Source organism: Achromobacter sp. FW305-C-30-7 (assembly GCF_058783105.1).
This window is the reverse complement of the sequence record NZ_JBYSYI010000008.1, coordinates 131,121-146,057: the sequence shown is the minus strand read 5'-3', so window position 1 is coordinate 146,057 and position 14,937 is coordinate 131,121. Positions and strand designations below refer to the sequence as shown.

Genomic DNA, 14,937 nt, shown 5'->3' with positions numbered 1-14,937 from the left:
AATGACGAGTATCTTCGGCAAGGAATTGAGTATCCGCGGCGTGGGCAAGCGGTATGCCGGCCCCGGCGACGGCGCGCAGGCGTTGCAAGTGCTGCACGACATCAACCTCGACGTGCCCGCCGGGCGCTTCGTCAGCATCGTGGGCGCCAGCGGCTGCGGCAAATCCACGCTGCTACGCCTGATCCTGGGGCTGGACGGCGACTACTCCGGCCAGATCCTGCTGGATGGCAAGCCAGTGCAAGGCGCGGGCCTGGACCGCGGCATCGTGTTCCAGGACCATCGCCTTTTCCCATGGCTGAATGTGGAACGCAATATCGCCACGGCGCTACGCAACGCGCCCTTGTCGAAGGCGGAAAAACGCGAGCTGGTGGCCGAGCATATCGCGCTGGTCGGATTGCAGGGCTTCGAGCAGTCCTACCCGCACCAGATTTCGGGCGGCATGGCGCAGCGCGTGGCGATCGCGCGCGGCCTGGTCAATCGGCCGCGGGTGCTACTGCTGGACGAGCCACTGGGCGCCCTGGACGCGTTGACGCGGTCGCGGTTGCAGAACGAGTTGCAGCGCATCTGGCAACACGAAAAGATCACCATGGTGCTGGTCACCCACGACGTGGAAGAAGCCGTATTCCTGGGCGACCGCGTGGTGGTGATGCAGCCGCGTCCGGGCCGCATACGCCGCATCGTCGACATCGATCTGCCGCATCCGCGCCACCGCAGCGATCCGCGCTTCATCCGGCTGCGCGATGACGTGCTGAGCGATTTTCTCGATCCGGACGGGCGCGTGGCCGACAACGAACCGCTGCCGCCTCCCGGAGGACTGGCGGCCACGGTAGGAGCCTTGCCCGCATTGGGACGCTTGCGCATGGCTTGGTAGGAAGCCGGCGGCTCACGCCGCCGGCTTCCACTGCGAGGGTCCGCCGCTCAGTCGATCGACGCGCCCGCCACCTTCACCACCTTGCCCAGCCGCGCGTACTCTTCCGCGCCGAACTCCGCCAGCGACTGGCGCGAGGTGGCCGAAGGAATGGCGCCGCGGGACTCCAGCATCTTGCGCACTTCGGGCTGCTGCAACGCGCGGTTGACGGCGGCGTTGAGCTTGTCCAGCACCGCCACCGGCGTACCCTTGGGCGCGTACAGGCCGTCCCAGGCGAAGAACTCATAACCCTTCAGGCCCGCCTCGTTGATCGTGGGAATGTCCGGGTTGGACGCCACCCGCTCCGGCGTCGTCACGCCCAGCGCGCGCAGCTTGCCTGCCGCGATCTGCCCCGACACATTGGGCATCACGTCGATCATGAACGAAATGCGGCCGCCCAGCAGATCGGTCATGGCCGCGCCGCCGCCCTTGTAGGGGATGTGCATGACCTTGGTCCCCGCCATCTGGTTCAGCAGCTCACAGGCCAGGTGCGAGGACGTGCCGTTGCCCGCCGAACCGCAGGTCAGTTCGCCCGGGTTGGCCTTGGCATAGGCCAGCAGCTGCGCCAGGGTCTTGAAGCGCTCGTCCGTGGCGTTGACCACCAGCGCCGCGGCGATGACCGTGAAGCGCGAGATCGGCTCGAAGTCGGAAGGCGCGTAGCCCGGCGACTTGTACAGCCAGTGGTTGGTGGCCTGGGTGCCGTTGGTGCCGTAGGCCAGCGTGTAGCCGTCGGGCTTGGCGCGCGCGGCGATCGAAGTGCCGATATTGCCGCCCGCGCCGGGGCGGTTCTCGACGATGATGGATTGGCCAAGTTCGCGCGACAGCGGTTCCGCGACCAGGCGCGCCAGCGTGTCGCCGCCGCCCCCGGCCGCGAACGGCACCACCAGCGTGATCGGGTGGGTCGGCCAGTCGGCCTGTTGCGCCTGGACGCCGGACACGACGGCCGCACAGGCGGCCGCCAACATGCATTGCAAGATTCTTGAAGGTTTCACGGTTTGTCTCCTGAGGAATTTTAGTTTCGCGTCCGCTGCTTTTTGAATAGTCCGGACGCGCGAGCTTGTATCGGTTCGGGGTAGGCGGGGATCTCGGTGATGCTCATTCCGTCATTCCGGCGGAAGATGGCGGCGGCTGCTCTTGTCGGCCAAGCGCCAGCCGCCGTCCGTCTCCACCAGCACGTCCTGGCATTCGCGGATGGCCACCAGGCGCGGCGCGCCGCCTTGTTCATGCGGCACGCTGTCGTAGGCGGTCAGGAAGTAGCCGACCGTCGCTCGCGCGCCGGCCAGTTCGATCAGCCGCAAGTTGGTGATGACATGGCAGGTGCTGCGTTCCGGCGCGCGGGCATTCAGGGCGTCCAGGATTTCCTGGCGGCCAGCGAGCCGGCGTCCTTGCCGCTGCCAGACGCCGTCCTCGGCCATGAGCGCGGCCGCCGCCTCGTGACGCCGAGTGTCCAGGGCGTGGAAAAATTCCAGCACCACGGACTCGCAGGCCGTCTTGGCCAGCATGGGCAAAATCGGGTTTTCCATTGCGATCCTCATTCGATCTGGGCGCTGGCCAGCGGCACATCCGGCCGCTGCAACAACGCCGGGTCCAGGGCCGCGCGCTGCGCGATCCATTTGCGCAGCTGACGGAAATCGCGCCCCGCATCCACCGATACGCCGGCCACGGCGCGGCCGCCGGCGTCCAGCGCCACCGACAGCAAGGCGCGGTCCCCGGCCTGGGGCCGCAGCACCTCGCTGCAGGCCAGGCCCGGAAATCCGACGATCTGCACCATGGCGTCGTACTGCTCCGACCAGACGGCGCCGGTCGGCGCATAAGGCTCGCCCAGGCCCAACGCCGACAGCGCGGCGGCCGCGCCCTGGTCCTGCGCGTTCTGCCAGGACTCCATGCGCGCATGGCCGTCCTCGGCCGCCAGCACCGCGACGTCGCCCGCCGCGTAGACCTCGGGCGCCGAGGTCCTGCAATATGCGTCCACCAGCACGCCGCGTTCGCAGGCGATGCCGGCCTCGCGCGCCAGTTCGTCATTGGCCCGCAGGCCCACGCCCAGCACGATGGCGTCCGCGTCCAGACGGGTGCCGTCGGACAGTTCCGCCACCGGACGGCCGTCCGCCTGCGCCAGCACCGCGCGCAGGCCGGTGTTCAGCCGCAAGTCCACGCCATGCGCGGCATGCAGCGCGGCCAGATGCGCCGAGACGCCGGGCTGCACGCTGCGGGCGCACAGCCGCGGCCCTTGCTCCAGCACGGTCACGGCGCTGCCCGACTGGCGCGCCGTCGCCGCCACCTCCAGCCCAATCCACCCGCCGCCGACCACGACCAGGCGGCGGCCCGGTCCCAGGCTGGCGCGCAGGCGCAAGGCGTCGCCACGGGTGCGCAGCACGTGCACACCCGGGCCGTCGATGCCCGGCAGCGCGGGCACTATCGGCCTGCCGCCCATGCACAGGATCAGCTTGTCGTAGGCAATGGCGCCGCCGTCCGAAGTATCCACCTGCCTGTCAGCCAGGCGCAGGCGCGTGGCCGCCACGCTCGGCTGGAACTCGATGCGCAGCGCGCCCAGCCGATCGGCCGAAAACAGCTCGGTGCTTTCAGGCACGGCCTGGCCGCCCAGCACCGCCTTGCTCAAGGGCGGACGCTCGTATGGCGCGTGAGCTTCATCGCCCAGCAGCACGATGCGGCCTTGGTAGCCGCGCTCGCGCAAGGTGGCCGCGGCCCAGCCGCCCGCCTGACCCGCTCCGACCACCACCATGGCGGCCGAGCTCATGCGGCCTCCGCCTTCAAGTACACCCTGCCCGCCTCCACCCGCACCTCGTAGCGGCGCAGGTCCGTCGTGACCGGCGGGCATTGCGGCTTGCCGCTACGAATGTCGAAGACCCCCTGGTGCAGCGGGCATTCGATGGTGCCGTCCTCCAGGTAGCCATCGGCCAGGCTGGCGTTGCCGTGCGGGCAGCGGTCCTGCGTGGCGCAAATATCGCCCTGCAGATCGTAGAGGCAGACGCCCTCGCCTTCGTGCACCACGCGCAGGGTGCCGGTGTCGGGCGAAATGTCCGACACCATCGCAACAGGTTTCCAGGTATCCATGCTCACAGCCCCATCGCCTGGCGGTAGTAGTCGTAGAAGGACCGGATCAAGACCTCGGTCACCATGTAGTCGGCGGGCTCGGTATCGCGGCCGCCCATCTCGACGATGCCGCGCGCTTCCGGATAACCGGTAACGCCGATCTGCACCTGGTTCAGCATTTCGCTGTCGTCCATCGACACGAAGCCGGCGGGACCCAGCAGGTTGGCGTGCTTCAGGCGCAGGCGGGTCATCTCCTCGTCGTCGTCCTCGTAGCCGTAGTAGGTGAACACCAGCTCATGCTCGGTGGGACTGCGTGGGATGACGTGGCGGGTCTTGAGCGAATTGGCCTGGATGCCGAACTGGGCAGCGGGAAATACCCAGGCGCCGCCGACGCGGCCACGGTTGAACTCGGCGCGCGGCGTCACCGTCTCCAGGTCCAGCAGTTCGAGGTCGTCGCGGAAGCGGCTCATCTCCGTGGTGGCCTCGGTCTTCTTCTTGCCCTCGTTGTGCGACACCATCACGCTGTGCGCGCCACCGCCCGTGGGGATGCACTCGGACTTGGAATCCGCGCGCCACAGGCCGAAGGTGATGTAGAAGGTGTGCAGCAGCGTGGCGTGGTACGGATCCTTCAGGTTCTCGAGGTACATCTTCCAGTTGCTGGGGATCAGCTGACGGCTGTAGCCCAGCAACTTGAGCGGCTTGCCCGGCAGCATGTGGTCGATCTCGGCCAGCACTTCCGGGCCGCAGTAATCCTCGAAGCTGGGCGCGTCCTCGGCGAAGGTGGCCCAGATCGAGCCGCCCCGGTTCACGCTGCGCAGCTTGCGGATGCCGTTCTGCTTGGGATCGAAGTCGCGCGGCATGCCACCCTTGCCCATGGCACCGCGGCGGAACGGCACGCCTTGCAGATTGCCGTTCAGGTCATAGTTCCATTGGTGGTAGGGGCAGGTGAAATCCTCGACCTTGCCGGTGTTCTGCCAGCAGATCTGCGCGCCGCGGTGCGCGCAGCGGTTTTCCAGCACATTGATCTCGCCTTCCGCGTTGCGGACCATGACCACGGGGCGGTTGCCGATCCAGTTGCGCTTGTAGCAGCCCACGTCGGGCACTTCGCATTCCAGGCCCACGTAGTTCCAGGTCTTGCCGCCGAAGAACACGTCCATTTCCTTCTGGAAGATGGCGGGATCGGTGTAGACCCAGTTGGGGATGCGCGTGTAGCCCTCCTTGGGCCAGCGGCGTTCGATATGGATGGGGGCCGCCGCCGGAGCCTCCGGCGCGGTGGTGTGGGAACAGGTCATGACAGGTATCCTCGGGGCGGATTCAGATGGGAACGATGAGCGAGGTGCGCACGCGGTAGTTGTCGTACACGCAGTCGCGGCGGCTGAAGGCCAGGCCCTCGGGCGTCACGCGCACCACGTCCAGATAGCGGCCCACCATGTTCAAGGTGGGTTCCCGGTCGGACAGCGACTCCATCACCGCGAAGTTGGCCTGCGCCACGATGTGGTCGCCCTGCACTTCCAGCACGCGCACGCCGCTGACGAAGTGGCGCAGCGAACGCGGCTCGAACATGGTGGTTTCGCGCAGGGCCGTGACGCGGTCGCGCACCATGTTCTTGTTCATGCAGTAGATCAGGCCCAGCGGCAGGCCGGCGTCATGGTTCTCGCGCGACAACACGCGGTAATGGCAGTCTTCGGTGAAGAAGCCAGGCCAGTCCTCCAGCCGGTCTTCGTCCAGGCAGTAGGCGTAGTCGTCGTAGAAGTCCCGCAGGCGCGCGCGCAGCGCCGGGGTGTCGGAAAGCTCGGTCATGGTCATTGCGGATCCAGGTATCGGTTCTGTGAAATCGCGTGCTATCGCGCCGTGGCGGCCAGTTGCGCGCGGTTGCTTTCGAAGCCGCTCTGGCTGCCCAGCGCCAGGATGGGTTCCTGCATGCGCTCCTGCCAGATCAGCGACTCCATGGCGATCTGCAGCGGATGGTCCTGCACCGTCAGCGCGGAGGTGGTCTCCGTGCCCGAGTGATGCGAGTGCATGGCCCAGCCCGGCGCCGACAGGATCAGGTCGCCCGCCTTCCAGTCCAGCCGCGTGCCGTTGACCTTGCTGTAGCCGTTGCCGCGCAGGTAATAATTGATGGCCGACGAGCTGTGGCGGTGCGGCACGTGATGGTTGTCCGGCGGCGACGAGGAAATGGTGGCGAAGAAGCTGTGCGTGGTGCCGATGCGGCGTTCGGTCGCCGGGTTGTACAGCACGAACAGGCGGCGGCCGTTGTAGCCGCGCGCCATGTCCTCGACGCTGGGCAGCTGGCGCGAGACCGCCGACCAGGGCCAGTGCAGGGCCTTGGATTCCAGCACGTCGATGTCGATCAGCCATTCATAGCCCAGCAGCCAGGCGCCCTCGGGCGTGATCTGCTCGCGCAGCGCCAGGTCGCGCGAACGGGCCGCGTCCGGCGCGCGCGGCGGCACCGGCTTTGTGTTGGCGTCGGCCGGCGGCACGCTGCCCTCGAACTCCTCGACGTAATGGATCTCCAGCTTTTCCAGCAGCGGCGCGTTGGAGTACGACAGGCGCACCCACGGCGTCTTGCCCTCGTTGCGGTAGGAATGCACCTGCATGGCGGGGGTGTTCCATACGTCCCAGTGCCCGACGCGGATATCGCGCCCGGCCACGGTGGCCACACCCTCGCCGCTGATACAGATCTCCAGCATGTTGGAGTTCTTGCGCAGGTTGAACGTGCATTCGCCCGGATTGACCACGTTGATGGTGACGTCAGTGCCTGGGGCCAGGCCCAGGCCCGGCGCGGTGGCTTCCGGATGCACGATGAGGGACGCGCGGCGGCCGTTGTCGGGCCGGGGCGCGTCCGTCAGGCGCGCAATCTCAAGATCGATATCCTCTTTGGGGATGACGATGGACGGCCATTTATTTTGTTCCCGCGGACTGGCGCCGCTGACATCGACGAACATGTGTTTCTCCTCTTGCGGCCGGCGCCTCGCGCCGGCTGTACGGTTATGCGAATTCGGTTCAGGGCTGCGCCAGCAGCAGGTTCTCGCGGGTCTGGGGCGGCAGCGCCACGCCCAGGCCGTGGTCGCGGGCGTGCTCGTACACCACCCGCGCCATTGCCAGGTCGGACAGGCCCATGCCCATGCCCTTGAAGATCGTCAGCCGCGCTTCCTGCGGGCGGCCTGCGTCCGCGGCGAGCAGATCGCTCAGCACCGCCACGTCTTGCCACGGCGCGCCATCGGCGCCAAAGCGCTCGCGCAATTCACGCGAGCCGCGGCGCGCGTTCTCCATATCGTCCACCACCACTCGGTCCGCGCGCTCGAACACGTCCTGCGCGAATTCGGCCTTGGCCGGCAGGATCGCGCCCACGGCGTTCAGGTGCCTGCAGTCGGCCAGCATGGCCGCGTCGACGAAAGGTTCGACGGCGCGCGTGATCAAGGTGACGATTTCCGCGCCGGCCAGCGCCTGCTCCAGGCTGGATGCTTCCTCGACCTCGAATCGATACTTGCCTTGCACGCTGGCGATAAAGGCGCGGCGCTTTTCCGGCGTGGGGCTGTAGACGCGCACGCGGCGCAGATCGCGCACGGCGGCCAGCGCGGCCAGCTGGGTCACGGCCTGCGGACCCGTGCCGATCAGCGCGGCACAGGATGCGTCGGCCGGCGCCAGCGCCCGCGTGGCGACGCCGCTGATCGCGGCGGTGCGCAGCATGCCCAGCGCGCGCGCCTCGATCACGGCGCGCAGAAAGCCCGACTCGGCATCGAACAGGCTGAACAGCGAGCCGCCGCCGTTCTTGGTATGGACCCAAGTCTTGAATCCCGCATAGCCGCCGGCGCCGGTCTGCACCGAACCCAATGCATGCATCGAACTGCCGTCGCCCCAGGTCGCCAGCGCCTTGGGCAGGTTGCGCGCCTGCTCGCGCCCTTGCGCGACCAGCATGGCATGCAGGGCTTCGATCGCCTTGGGAATGTCCAGCACCGAGACCACGTCCCGTTCCGTCAGGTACCGCAGCGCATCAGTCATGCGCGTCTCCTTGTTGGTCGGCGGCGGGCTCGTCCGTCACCGTGTTGACCAGCGTCCCGATGCCGGGGATCTCGACTTCCAGCGTGTCGCCGGCGTTCATGAAGCGCGGCGGCTTGCGGCTGGAACCCACGCCCTCCGGCGTGCCGGTGGCGATCACGTCGCCGGGCGACAGGCGGGTGAAGCTGCTGATGTAGGCAATCAGCTCGGGAATGGGGAAGATCAGGTCGGACACCTGCCCGTGCTGCATGACCTCGCCGTTCAGGCGCGAGATGACTTCCAGGCGCGCCGGATCGCCGATCTCGTCGGCGGTGACCAGACAGGGGCCGAGCGCGCCGCTGCGCTCGAAGTTCTTGCCCGGCGTCACTTGCGCGTTGTGCTTCTGGAAATCACGCACGGAGTTCTCGGCCATGCAGGTGTAGCCAGCCACGTGAGCGAGGGCGTCCTTGGCAGCGATGTGGCGGCCGCCGCGGCCGATCACCACGGCCAATTCGGCCTCGTAGTCGAACCGGTCAGAAGCTTGCGGTTTCCACACCGGGTCGCCATGGCCGACGAAACTGTCCGCAAAGCGCGCAAACAGCGAGGGATGCGCGGGCAGCTCACGCCCGGCCTCGGCCACATGGCGGCCATAGTTCAGCCCTACGCAGAGGATCTTGCGCGGTGCCACGACCGGCGGCAGCAGACGCAACCCGGCCAAGGGCAGACAGGCCGCTGGGTCTTGCGCCTCGGCGGCGCGCGCGATCTGCTCCACCCCTGCCTCCAACGCCGCGACCATGTCCGGCCAGATCTGCGTCAGCGCCACGACCTCGGTGCCGCGCAACACGCCCCAGGCGCTGCGGCCTGCCTGAACGAAGCTGATGAGCCTCATGTTGTCTCCTGTGCTTGCGGCGGCTTATCGCATGCATTGAGATATTTCTTTGCATGCATTCGTCGCCTTATTCGTACTTGAACCGCTGTTTTTCCGAATTATTGCATGCAATTTTGATAAATCGCAAGGCGGAGAGGGTTTTTTTATTGACTATTGCATGCAATTTTGACGGTACACTGAAAGCCTTCAAAGACCGGGATCCGCCCACATCTCTCTATGGCCGCACAAATCGATAAAGTCATTTCGGAACTCCGGGACATGGTGCTTTCAGGCGTGCTGCAGCCCGGGGAACGCGTGGTCGAATTGCAGTTCTCGGCGCGCCTGGGCGTGTCGCGCACCCCGCTGCGCATAGCGCTGACCGAGCTGGAAAAGGAAGGTTTGCTGGAACGGCTGCCGTCGCGCGGCTTCCGCGTGCGAGCTTTTACCGTGGACGAGATCGGCGATGCGGTGGACGTGCGCGGCGTGCTCGAAGGCATGGCGGCCCGCCTGCTGGCCGAGCGCGGCGCCTCGCAGGACGTGCTGGACCGACTGTCGCAAGCGGTGGAAGAAGGACGCGCCCTGCTGGCGCCCGCCCGCCGCGATCCCAACACCACGGTGGATGCGCGCGCCTGGGGGCAGATCAACCGGCGCTTTCACGAGATCCTGTGCGAAGCCGCGGGCAACCGCGCGCTCTTGTCGGCGCTGGAACACAACAACAAGACGCCCCTGGCCGGCCCGGCCGCGCTGACCCTGCCGTCCACGCCGTCGCTGCTGGAAACGCCGTTCGTGCTGCGCGCGCAGGCGGACCACGAAGACCTGCTGCGCGCCATCACGCGCCGCGAGGCCGTGCGCGCGGAAAACCTGATGCGCGAACACGCCTACCGCAGCCGTGAAAACAAGCGCGTGCTGCTGGAATCGCTGCGCGGCGCCCTGCCCGCGCAGCCCGGGCTGTCGGACGTCAGCGCTTAATCAGAGCCCCTACGCATGCAACACACCCCAGACCTTTCCGCCCAGGCGCTCATTTCGCGCGAGCTTTTCACCGCCTTGCGCCGCGATGCGCCGCTGGTGCAGTGCCTGACCAATTTCGTATCCATGAACACCGCGGCCAACGTGCTGCTGGCCATGGGCGCCTCGCCCGCCATGGTGCATGCCCAAGAGGAAGCACCCGAGTTCGCGCGCCTCTGCGGCGCGGTGGTGATCAATATCGGCACCCTGTCCTCGCCCTGGCTGGACAGCATGCTGCTGACCGCCGCCTCGGCCAACGAGGCCGGCATTCCCTGGGTGCTGGATCCGGTGGCCCACCACGCCACCGCCTTCCGCCGCGACGCGGTGCGGCGCCTGCTGGACCTGCGGCCCGCCATCATCCGCGGCAATGCCTCGGAGATCATCGCGCTGGCCGGCGGACAAAGCGCGGGCAAGGGGGTGGATGCGGGCGACGCCGTCGCGCAGGCGGAAGCATCGGCCCACGCCCTGGCCGCAAGCCTAGGCACGGTGGTGGCGGTCACCGGCGAAACCGACTACGTCACGGACGGCACGCGCGCCGTGCGCATCGCGGGCGGCTCGCCCCTGATGCCGCGCGTCACGGCCACCGGCTGCGCGCTGACGGCGCTGGTCGGCGCCTGCGCCGCAGTGTCCAAGGAAGACCCCTACTCGGCGGCTGTTGTCGCCTTGTCGTGTTTCGCCATCGCCGGCCAGCGCGCCGGTGAACTGGCGCAAGGACCTGGATCGTTCGCGTGGCGCTTCCTGGATGCGCTGGCGGCGTTGGAAGCGGACGACCTTGGCCGGGAATCGCCGCTGCGCTAGCCCTTACATGCGGTACTGCAGGCTCAGCATCGCATTGCGCGGCGCGCCCGGCATGTTCAGGTTGGGGCTGCTGCCGTGGGCCGACACGATGTAGCCGGCGTCGAACAGGTTGTACACGTTCAACTGCACCGAATACGGTCCCTGACGCCACCACGCCGCGGCGTCGGCCGTCACGTAGCCCGGCAGCCTGACGGTATTGCCCGGATTGGCGTAGCGCGCCCCCACCAGGTTCAGGCCGGCGCCCACGCCAAAGCCCTCTCCCAGGTCCTTGGTGACCCAGACGTTGCCGGCGTGGCGCGGCGTCAGCGTGGCGCGTTTGCCCTCCACGTTCTTGCCGCCGTCGCGCGCGATCGATTCGGTGATGCGGGCATCCAGGTAGGCGTAGCCCAGCATCGCGCGCCAGCCATTGCTCAGATCGCCCGACAAGGTCCATTCCGCGCCGTCCGTGCGCTGCGTGCCGACCGGCACCAGCGTATTAGAGACCGGATTGGTGACCTTGATGTCGGTGCGCTCCAGGCGGAAGACAGACACCGTGGTCGACAGCTTGCCACCAAGGAAGTCGTACTTGGCGCCGATTTCGTAGTTGGTGGTTTTCTCGGGCGCCAGGTCGGCGTTGTTCGCGGCCAGCGAGAACGCTTCGCCGGATGGCTGGTACGACTGGCTCCACGAAATGTAGTACGACTGCACCGTGTCGGGCTGGAACACCAGGCCCAGGCGCGGGCTCCAGTTGGAATCGGTGCGGGCCAGGTTGGTGCCGTTGCGGCGGTCTTCGGTCTTCTGCTCGAAGCGGTCGTGGCGCACGCCGCCCAGCACTTTCCAGTGTTCGCCCAGCGACACCATGTCCTGCACGTACAGGCCCAGAGTATTGAAACGGCCCAGATTGTCCGTGCCGGGACGGCCGCCCAGCTGCAAGGGCAAAGTCGGCAGCACCGGATCGAACAGGTCGACGGTCGCCACATTATTGGCCGAGTAGTTCACCAGGTCCTTGTTCTGCTGGCCGACCTCCACGCCGTACAGGATCTCGTGCCGCACCGCGCCCCACTGCGCGCGTTGCGTCAGTTCGGTCTGGTTGGTCCAGCCGTGTTCTTCGCGCATCACGTTCGAGCGGTTCAAGGTCACGGTCCTTGCGGCCTCGTTCACGATGCCGGGCAAGGTGTTGTTGCGATCCAGGGTGTAGTGGTAGTAGCGCGTGGCGTTGCGCAGCGACCAGTTCTCGTTGAAACGATGGTTCAGCGTGGCGGCATAGGACTGCACCCGCGCCTGCGAGTAGTCCGCGTCGCGCGCGTTTTCGGCGCCGTAGTAGGTGGAAGGATCCACCTCCACCGGACGGCCATGGTAGGCCGGGATGCCAAAGTCCGTGACGCGGCGGTCTTCGAGGAATTCGGTCTGCAGCAGCAGCGTCGTATCCTCGCCCAGGCGAAATTGGGCGGACGGCGCTATCGCCTTGCGGTCCAGGAATTGCTTGTCGCGGTAGCTGTCGCCCTTCTCCACCGCGCCGGTCAGGCGCCACGCCATGCTGCCGCTTTCCGTCGAACGGCCCAGGTCCAGATCCAGGCGCCGGTCATTCCAGGAGCCGTAGCTCAGGCCCAGTTGCGTGATGTCCTCTCCGGGCTTCTTGGTGATGCGGTTGATCAGGCCGCCCGACGATCCCCGGCCGTACAGCACCGCGGCCGGTCCCTTGATGACGTCGATGCGCTCGACGTTGGACAGGTCGCGGAAATACAGCGCGTCGTCGCGGAAGCCGTCGACGAACTGGTCGGCGATGGCGGTAAAGCCCCGGATCGACACCTGGTCACGCTGTCCATCGCCGGTGGAGAAGCTCACGCCCGGCACGTTCTTCAACGCGTCCTGCATCGAATTGGAGTGCTGATCGCGCATGACCTCCGCGGGCACCACGTTCACGGTCTGCGGAATATCGCGCAAGGGAACATCGATCTTGGTGGCGCTGGACGAGTCAGGCGGGTTGTAGCTTTGCGCCGCCGCGTCGTTGCCGTACACGCTGACGGCGGGCAAGGTTGGAGTGCTGGTCTGGGCTTGCGCGGGAGCCGGGCTGGCCAGGGGTGCCAGGACAATCAATGCTGCGGAAATCGAACGAGGGGCGTGCATGGCCGTGCTGCGTCTTTCTAAAGTAGTTTGAAATGGAACGATCGGCGATTTTCCGGTTAATGAGAATAGGTCGCAATCTTTTTGTCATTTCGTTGCCGGCGGGCCACGATAAATGAGACAGTCGTCCAATTCAGTTTTCTGTCAGCACGTGTATGCAACCCGTGCGCGAACCGTGGCCGCGGCAGCCTTCGCCCATGTCACGGCCGGGTCACATGCTGTCCCCAAAATTCCTTTCCTTCAAACCCGGAGGAAAGACGGTGAAGCCGAATCTAGGAAAGATCCTTGCAATGTCCGCCAGCGCCGCGCTGCTGGCGGGCCTGGCCGCTTGCGGCGGCGATGACGACGACGATGACACGCCCGCGACGCCGCCGCAGGCCAGCGTGCCGCAGGGCTCCACGCTGGACGTGGCCATCCTGGGCACTACCGACCTGCACGCCAACGTGCTGGGTTACGACTATTACAAGCTGGCCGAAGACAAAAGCTACGGCGTGGACCGCACGGCCACGCTGATCGCCAATGCCCGCAAGCAGAACGCCAACACCCTGCTGTTCGACAACGGCGACACCATCCAGGGCACGGCCCTGTCCGACTACCAGGCGCTGGTGGCGCCGGTGCAATGCAGCGACATGCTGGCGATCTACAAGCAGATGAAGCTGCTGGCCTATGACGCCGCCACGCTGGGCAACCACGAGTTCAACTATGGCCTGCCCTTCCTGTCGCAGATCACGAATACGGACCTCGGGCTGGCCGGCATCGGCAAAGGCACGGCCCAGACCAACCCCGCCGGCGCCAAGGACTGCGCGGCGCCAGGCTTTCCCTTCGTGTCCGCCAATGTCGTATCGGCTGCGAGCAAGCAGCCCGTCTTCAAGCCCTGGGTGGTGCTGGACAAGACCTTCAAGGCCACCGATCCCAACGGCAAGCAAATCGACGTTGCGCTGAAAGTGGGCGTGATCGGCTTTGCGCCGCCGCCCATCCTGCAATGGGACAAGGCCAATCTGGAAGGCCATGTGGAAGTCGCGGGCTGGAAGGAGTCGGCGCAGCGCTACGTGCCGGAAATGCGCGCGGCCGGCGCCGACCTGGTGGTGGCGCTGGCGCACGGCGGCATCGACATGCTCACCGCCTACAGCCCCGCCATGGAGAATGGCGCCGGCTACCTGAGCCAAGTACCCGGCATCGATGCCCTGATCACCGGCCACCAGCACCTGCTGTTCCCCGACACCAACGCCAAGTCGCAATTCGCGGGCCAGCCCGGCATCGATCTGGAGAAGGGTCTGATCAACGGCGTGCCCGCGGTGCAGGCCGGCCAGTGGGGCAACAACCTGGGGCAGATCACGCTCAAGCTGGCGTATAACAAGAGCTGGCAGGTGCAGAAGGACGCCACGCGCGTGCAGCGCATCTCCACCCGCCTGACCGCGCAGAGCGGCGCCACGCCCGCGACCTACGTCGAACCGGATGCCGCCACCCAGCAGCTGGTGCAGGCGGAACACGCGGCCACCATCGCCTACGTCAAGACGCCCATCGGCCAGAGCCGCTTCGACATGGCGACCTATTACGCGCTGGCGGGTGACGTGTCGGCGTTGCAGATCGTGAACATGGCGCAGATCGATTATCTGGCGGACTACATCGCCAAGAACAAGCCGTCATACGCCGCGCTGCCCATCCTGTCCGCCGCTGCGCCCTTCAAGGGCGGACGCAACGGTCCCGGCGACTTCACCTACGTGAAGCAGGGCAACATCGCCATCAACAACGCCGCCGACCTGTACCTGTACCCGAACACCCTGCAGGTGGTGCGGGTCAGCGGCGACATCGTGCGGCAATGGCTGGAGAAGACGGCCGAACAGTTCCGTCAGATCGACCCGGGCCAGGTCGCGCCGCAGGATCTGATCGACACCGGCTTCCCGACCTTCAACTTCGACGTGCTCTACGCCGCCGGCAACACCTTGCAGTATGAAATCGACGTGACCAAGCCCAAGGGCTCGCGCATCACGAAGCTGACGTACCAGGGCGCGCCGCTGGATCCCGCCGCGCAATTCCTGGTGGTGACCAACAACTACCGCGCCAGCGGCGGCGGTGACTTCCCCGGCCTGGCCGGCGGCAAGGGCGACATCGTGCTGCAAGCTCCGGACGCCAGTCGCGACGTGCTGATCAGCTACATCAAGAAGCACCCGGATCTGGACCTGGCAAGCTATGGCCTGGACCGCAGCTGGCGCTTTGCGCGGGTGGG

General features: G+C 66.8%; 13 protein-coding genes and 1 pseudogene. 4 read left to right on the top strand and 10 right to left on the bottom strand.

Translation table 11 applies throughout. From position 1 onward, the window contains the following. The first annotated feature begins 1 nt into the window (after position 1). Positions 2-871, top strand: a complete 870-nt coding sequence (locus AC3WOB_RS24105) for an ABC transporter ATP-binding protein (RefSeq protein WP_492276378.1) — start codon at positions 2-4, stop codon at positions 869-871. A 47-nt stretch (positions 872-918) separates the two neighbouring features. On the opposite strand, the gene AC3WOB_RS24100 is transcribed toward AC3WOB_RS24105, so the two are convergent. The 9 genes from AC3WOB_RS24100 to AC3WOB_RS24060 form a co-directional block, all read right to left on the bottom strand. Continuing rightward, positions 919-1,872, bottom strand: coding sequence for a Bug family tripartite tricarboxylate transporter substrate binding protein (locus AC3WOB_RS24100; protein ID WP_013394547.1), 954 nt, complete (start codon positions 1,870-1,872; stop codon positions 919-921). Between the two features lie 138 nt (positions 1,873-2,010). Next, the gene (locus tag AC3WOB_RS24095; protein WP_492276377.1) at positions 2,011-2,430 is read right to left on the bottom strand and encodes a nuclear transport factor 2 family protein; all 420 of its coding nucleotides are present in this window, start codon (positions 2,428-2,430) and stop codon (positions 2,011-2,013) included. 8 nt (positions 2,431-2,438) lie between these two features. Next, positions 2,439-3,662: an NAD(P)/FAD-dependent oxidoreductase gene (locus AC3WOB_RS24090; protein WP_492276376.1), complete on the bottom strand. Its 1,224-nt coding sequence runs from the start codon at positions 3,660-3,662 to the stop codon at positions 2,439-2,441. Next, positions 3,659-3,979 carry a non-heme iron oxygenase ferredoxin subunit gene (locus tag AC3WOB_RS24085; protein ID WP_492276375.1) on the bottom strand — a complete coding sequence of 107 codons (321 nt, stop codon included), beginning with the start codon at positions 3,977-3,979 and terminating at the stop codon, positions 3,659-3,661. Before AC3WOB_RS24085 ends, AC3WOB_RS24090 begins: the two co-directional genes overlap by 4 nt. Before the next feature lie 2 nt (positions 3,980-3,981). Continuing rightward, on the bottom strand, positions 3,982-5,250 hold the full coding sequence (locus AC3WOB_RS24080) for an aromatic ring-hydroxylating dioxygenase subunit alpha (RefSeq protein WP_492276374.1): 1,269 nt from the start codon (positions 5,248-5,250) through the stop codon (positions 3,982-3,984). 22 nt (positions 5,251-5,272) lie between these two features. Further along, positions 5,273-5,764, bottom strand: a complete 492-nt coding sequence (locus tag AC3WOB_RS24075; RefSeq protein ID WP_013394552.1) for an aromatic-ring-hydroxylating dioxygenase subunit beta — start codon at positions 5,762-5,764, stop codon at positions 5,273-5,275. A 35-nt stretch (positions 5,765-5,799) separates the two neighbouring features. After that, entirely contained in the window at positions 5,800-6,903 is a 1,104-nt protein-coding gene (locus AC3WOB_RS24070) for a cupin domain-containing protein (protein WP_492276373.1), read from the bottom strand. A 58-nt stretch (positions 6,904-6,961) separates the two neighbouring features. Continuing rightward, a complete protein-coding gene (locus AC3WOB_RS24065; RefSeq protein ID WP_492276372.1) occupies positions 6,962-7,960 on the bottom strand; it encodes an ornithine cyclodeaminase family protein in 999 nt (332 codons plus the stop codon). Then, positions 7,953-8,825, bottom strand: a complete 873-nt coding sequence (locus AC3WOB_RS24060; protein ID WP_492276371.1) for a fumarylacetoacetate hydrolase family protein — start codon at positions 8,823-8,825, stop codon at positions 7,953-7,955. The genes AC3WOB_RS24065 and AC3WOB_RS24060 overlap by 8 nt, the downstream gene beginning before the upstream one ends. A gap of 216 nt (positions 8,826-9,041) precedes the next feature. Between AC3WOB_RS24060 and AC3WOB_RS24055 the strand changes: the two genes are divergently transcribed. Both AC3WOB_RS24055 and thiM read left to right on the top strand, forming a co-directional pair. Then, positions 9,042-9,773 carry a GntR family transcriptional regulator gene (locus tag AC3WOB_RS24055; RefSeq protein ID WP_088141226.1) on the top strand — a complete coding sequence of 244 codons (732 nt, stop codon included), beginning with the start codon at positions 9,042-9,044 and terminating at the stop codon, positions 9,771-9,773. Between the two features lie 15 nt (positions 9,774-9,788). Next, complete coding sequence (thiM, locus tag AC3WOB_RS24050; protein WP_492276370.1) at positions 9,789-10,607, top strand: hydroxyethylthiazole kinase; 819 nt, start codon at positions 9,789-9,791, stop codon at positions 10,605-10,607. Positions 10,608-10,610: 3 nt separating this feature from the next. Here the strand turns inward: thiM and AC3WOB_RS24045 are convergent, their stop codons facing one another. Next, a complete protein-coding gene (locus AC3WOB_RS24045; protein WP_492276369.1) occupies positions 10,611-12,713 on the bottom strand; it encodes a TonB-dependent receptor in 2,103 nt (700 codons plus the stop codon). A gap of 152 nt (positions 12,714-12,865) precedes the next feature. Between AC3WOB_RS24045 and AC3WOB_RS24040 the strand changes: the two are divergent. Continuing rightward, positions 12,866-14,788 (top strand): annotated as a pseudogene (locus tag AC3WOB_RS24040) (5'-nucleotidase C-terminal domain-containing protein); the annotation flags it as partial. Positions 14,789-14,937: the final 149 nt, after the last annotated feature.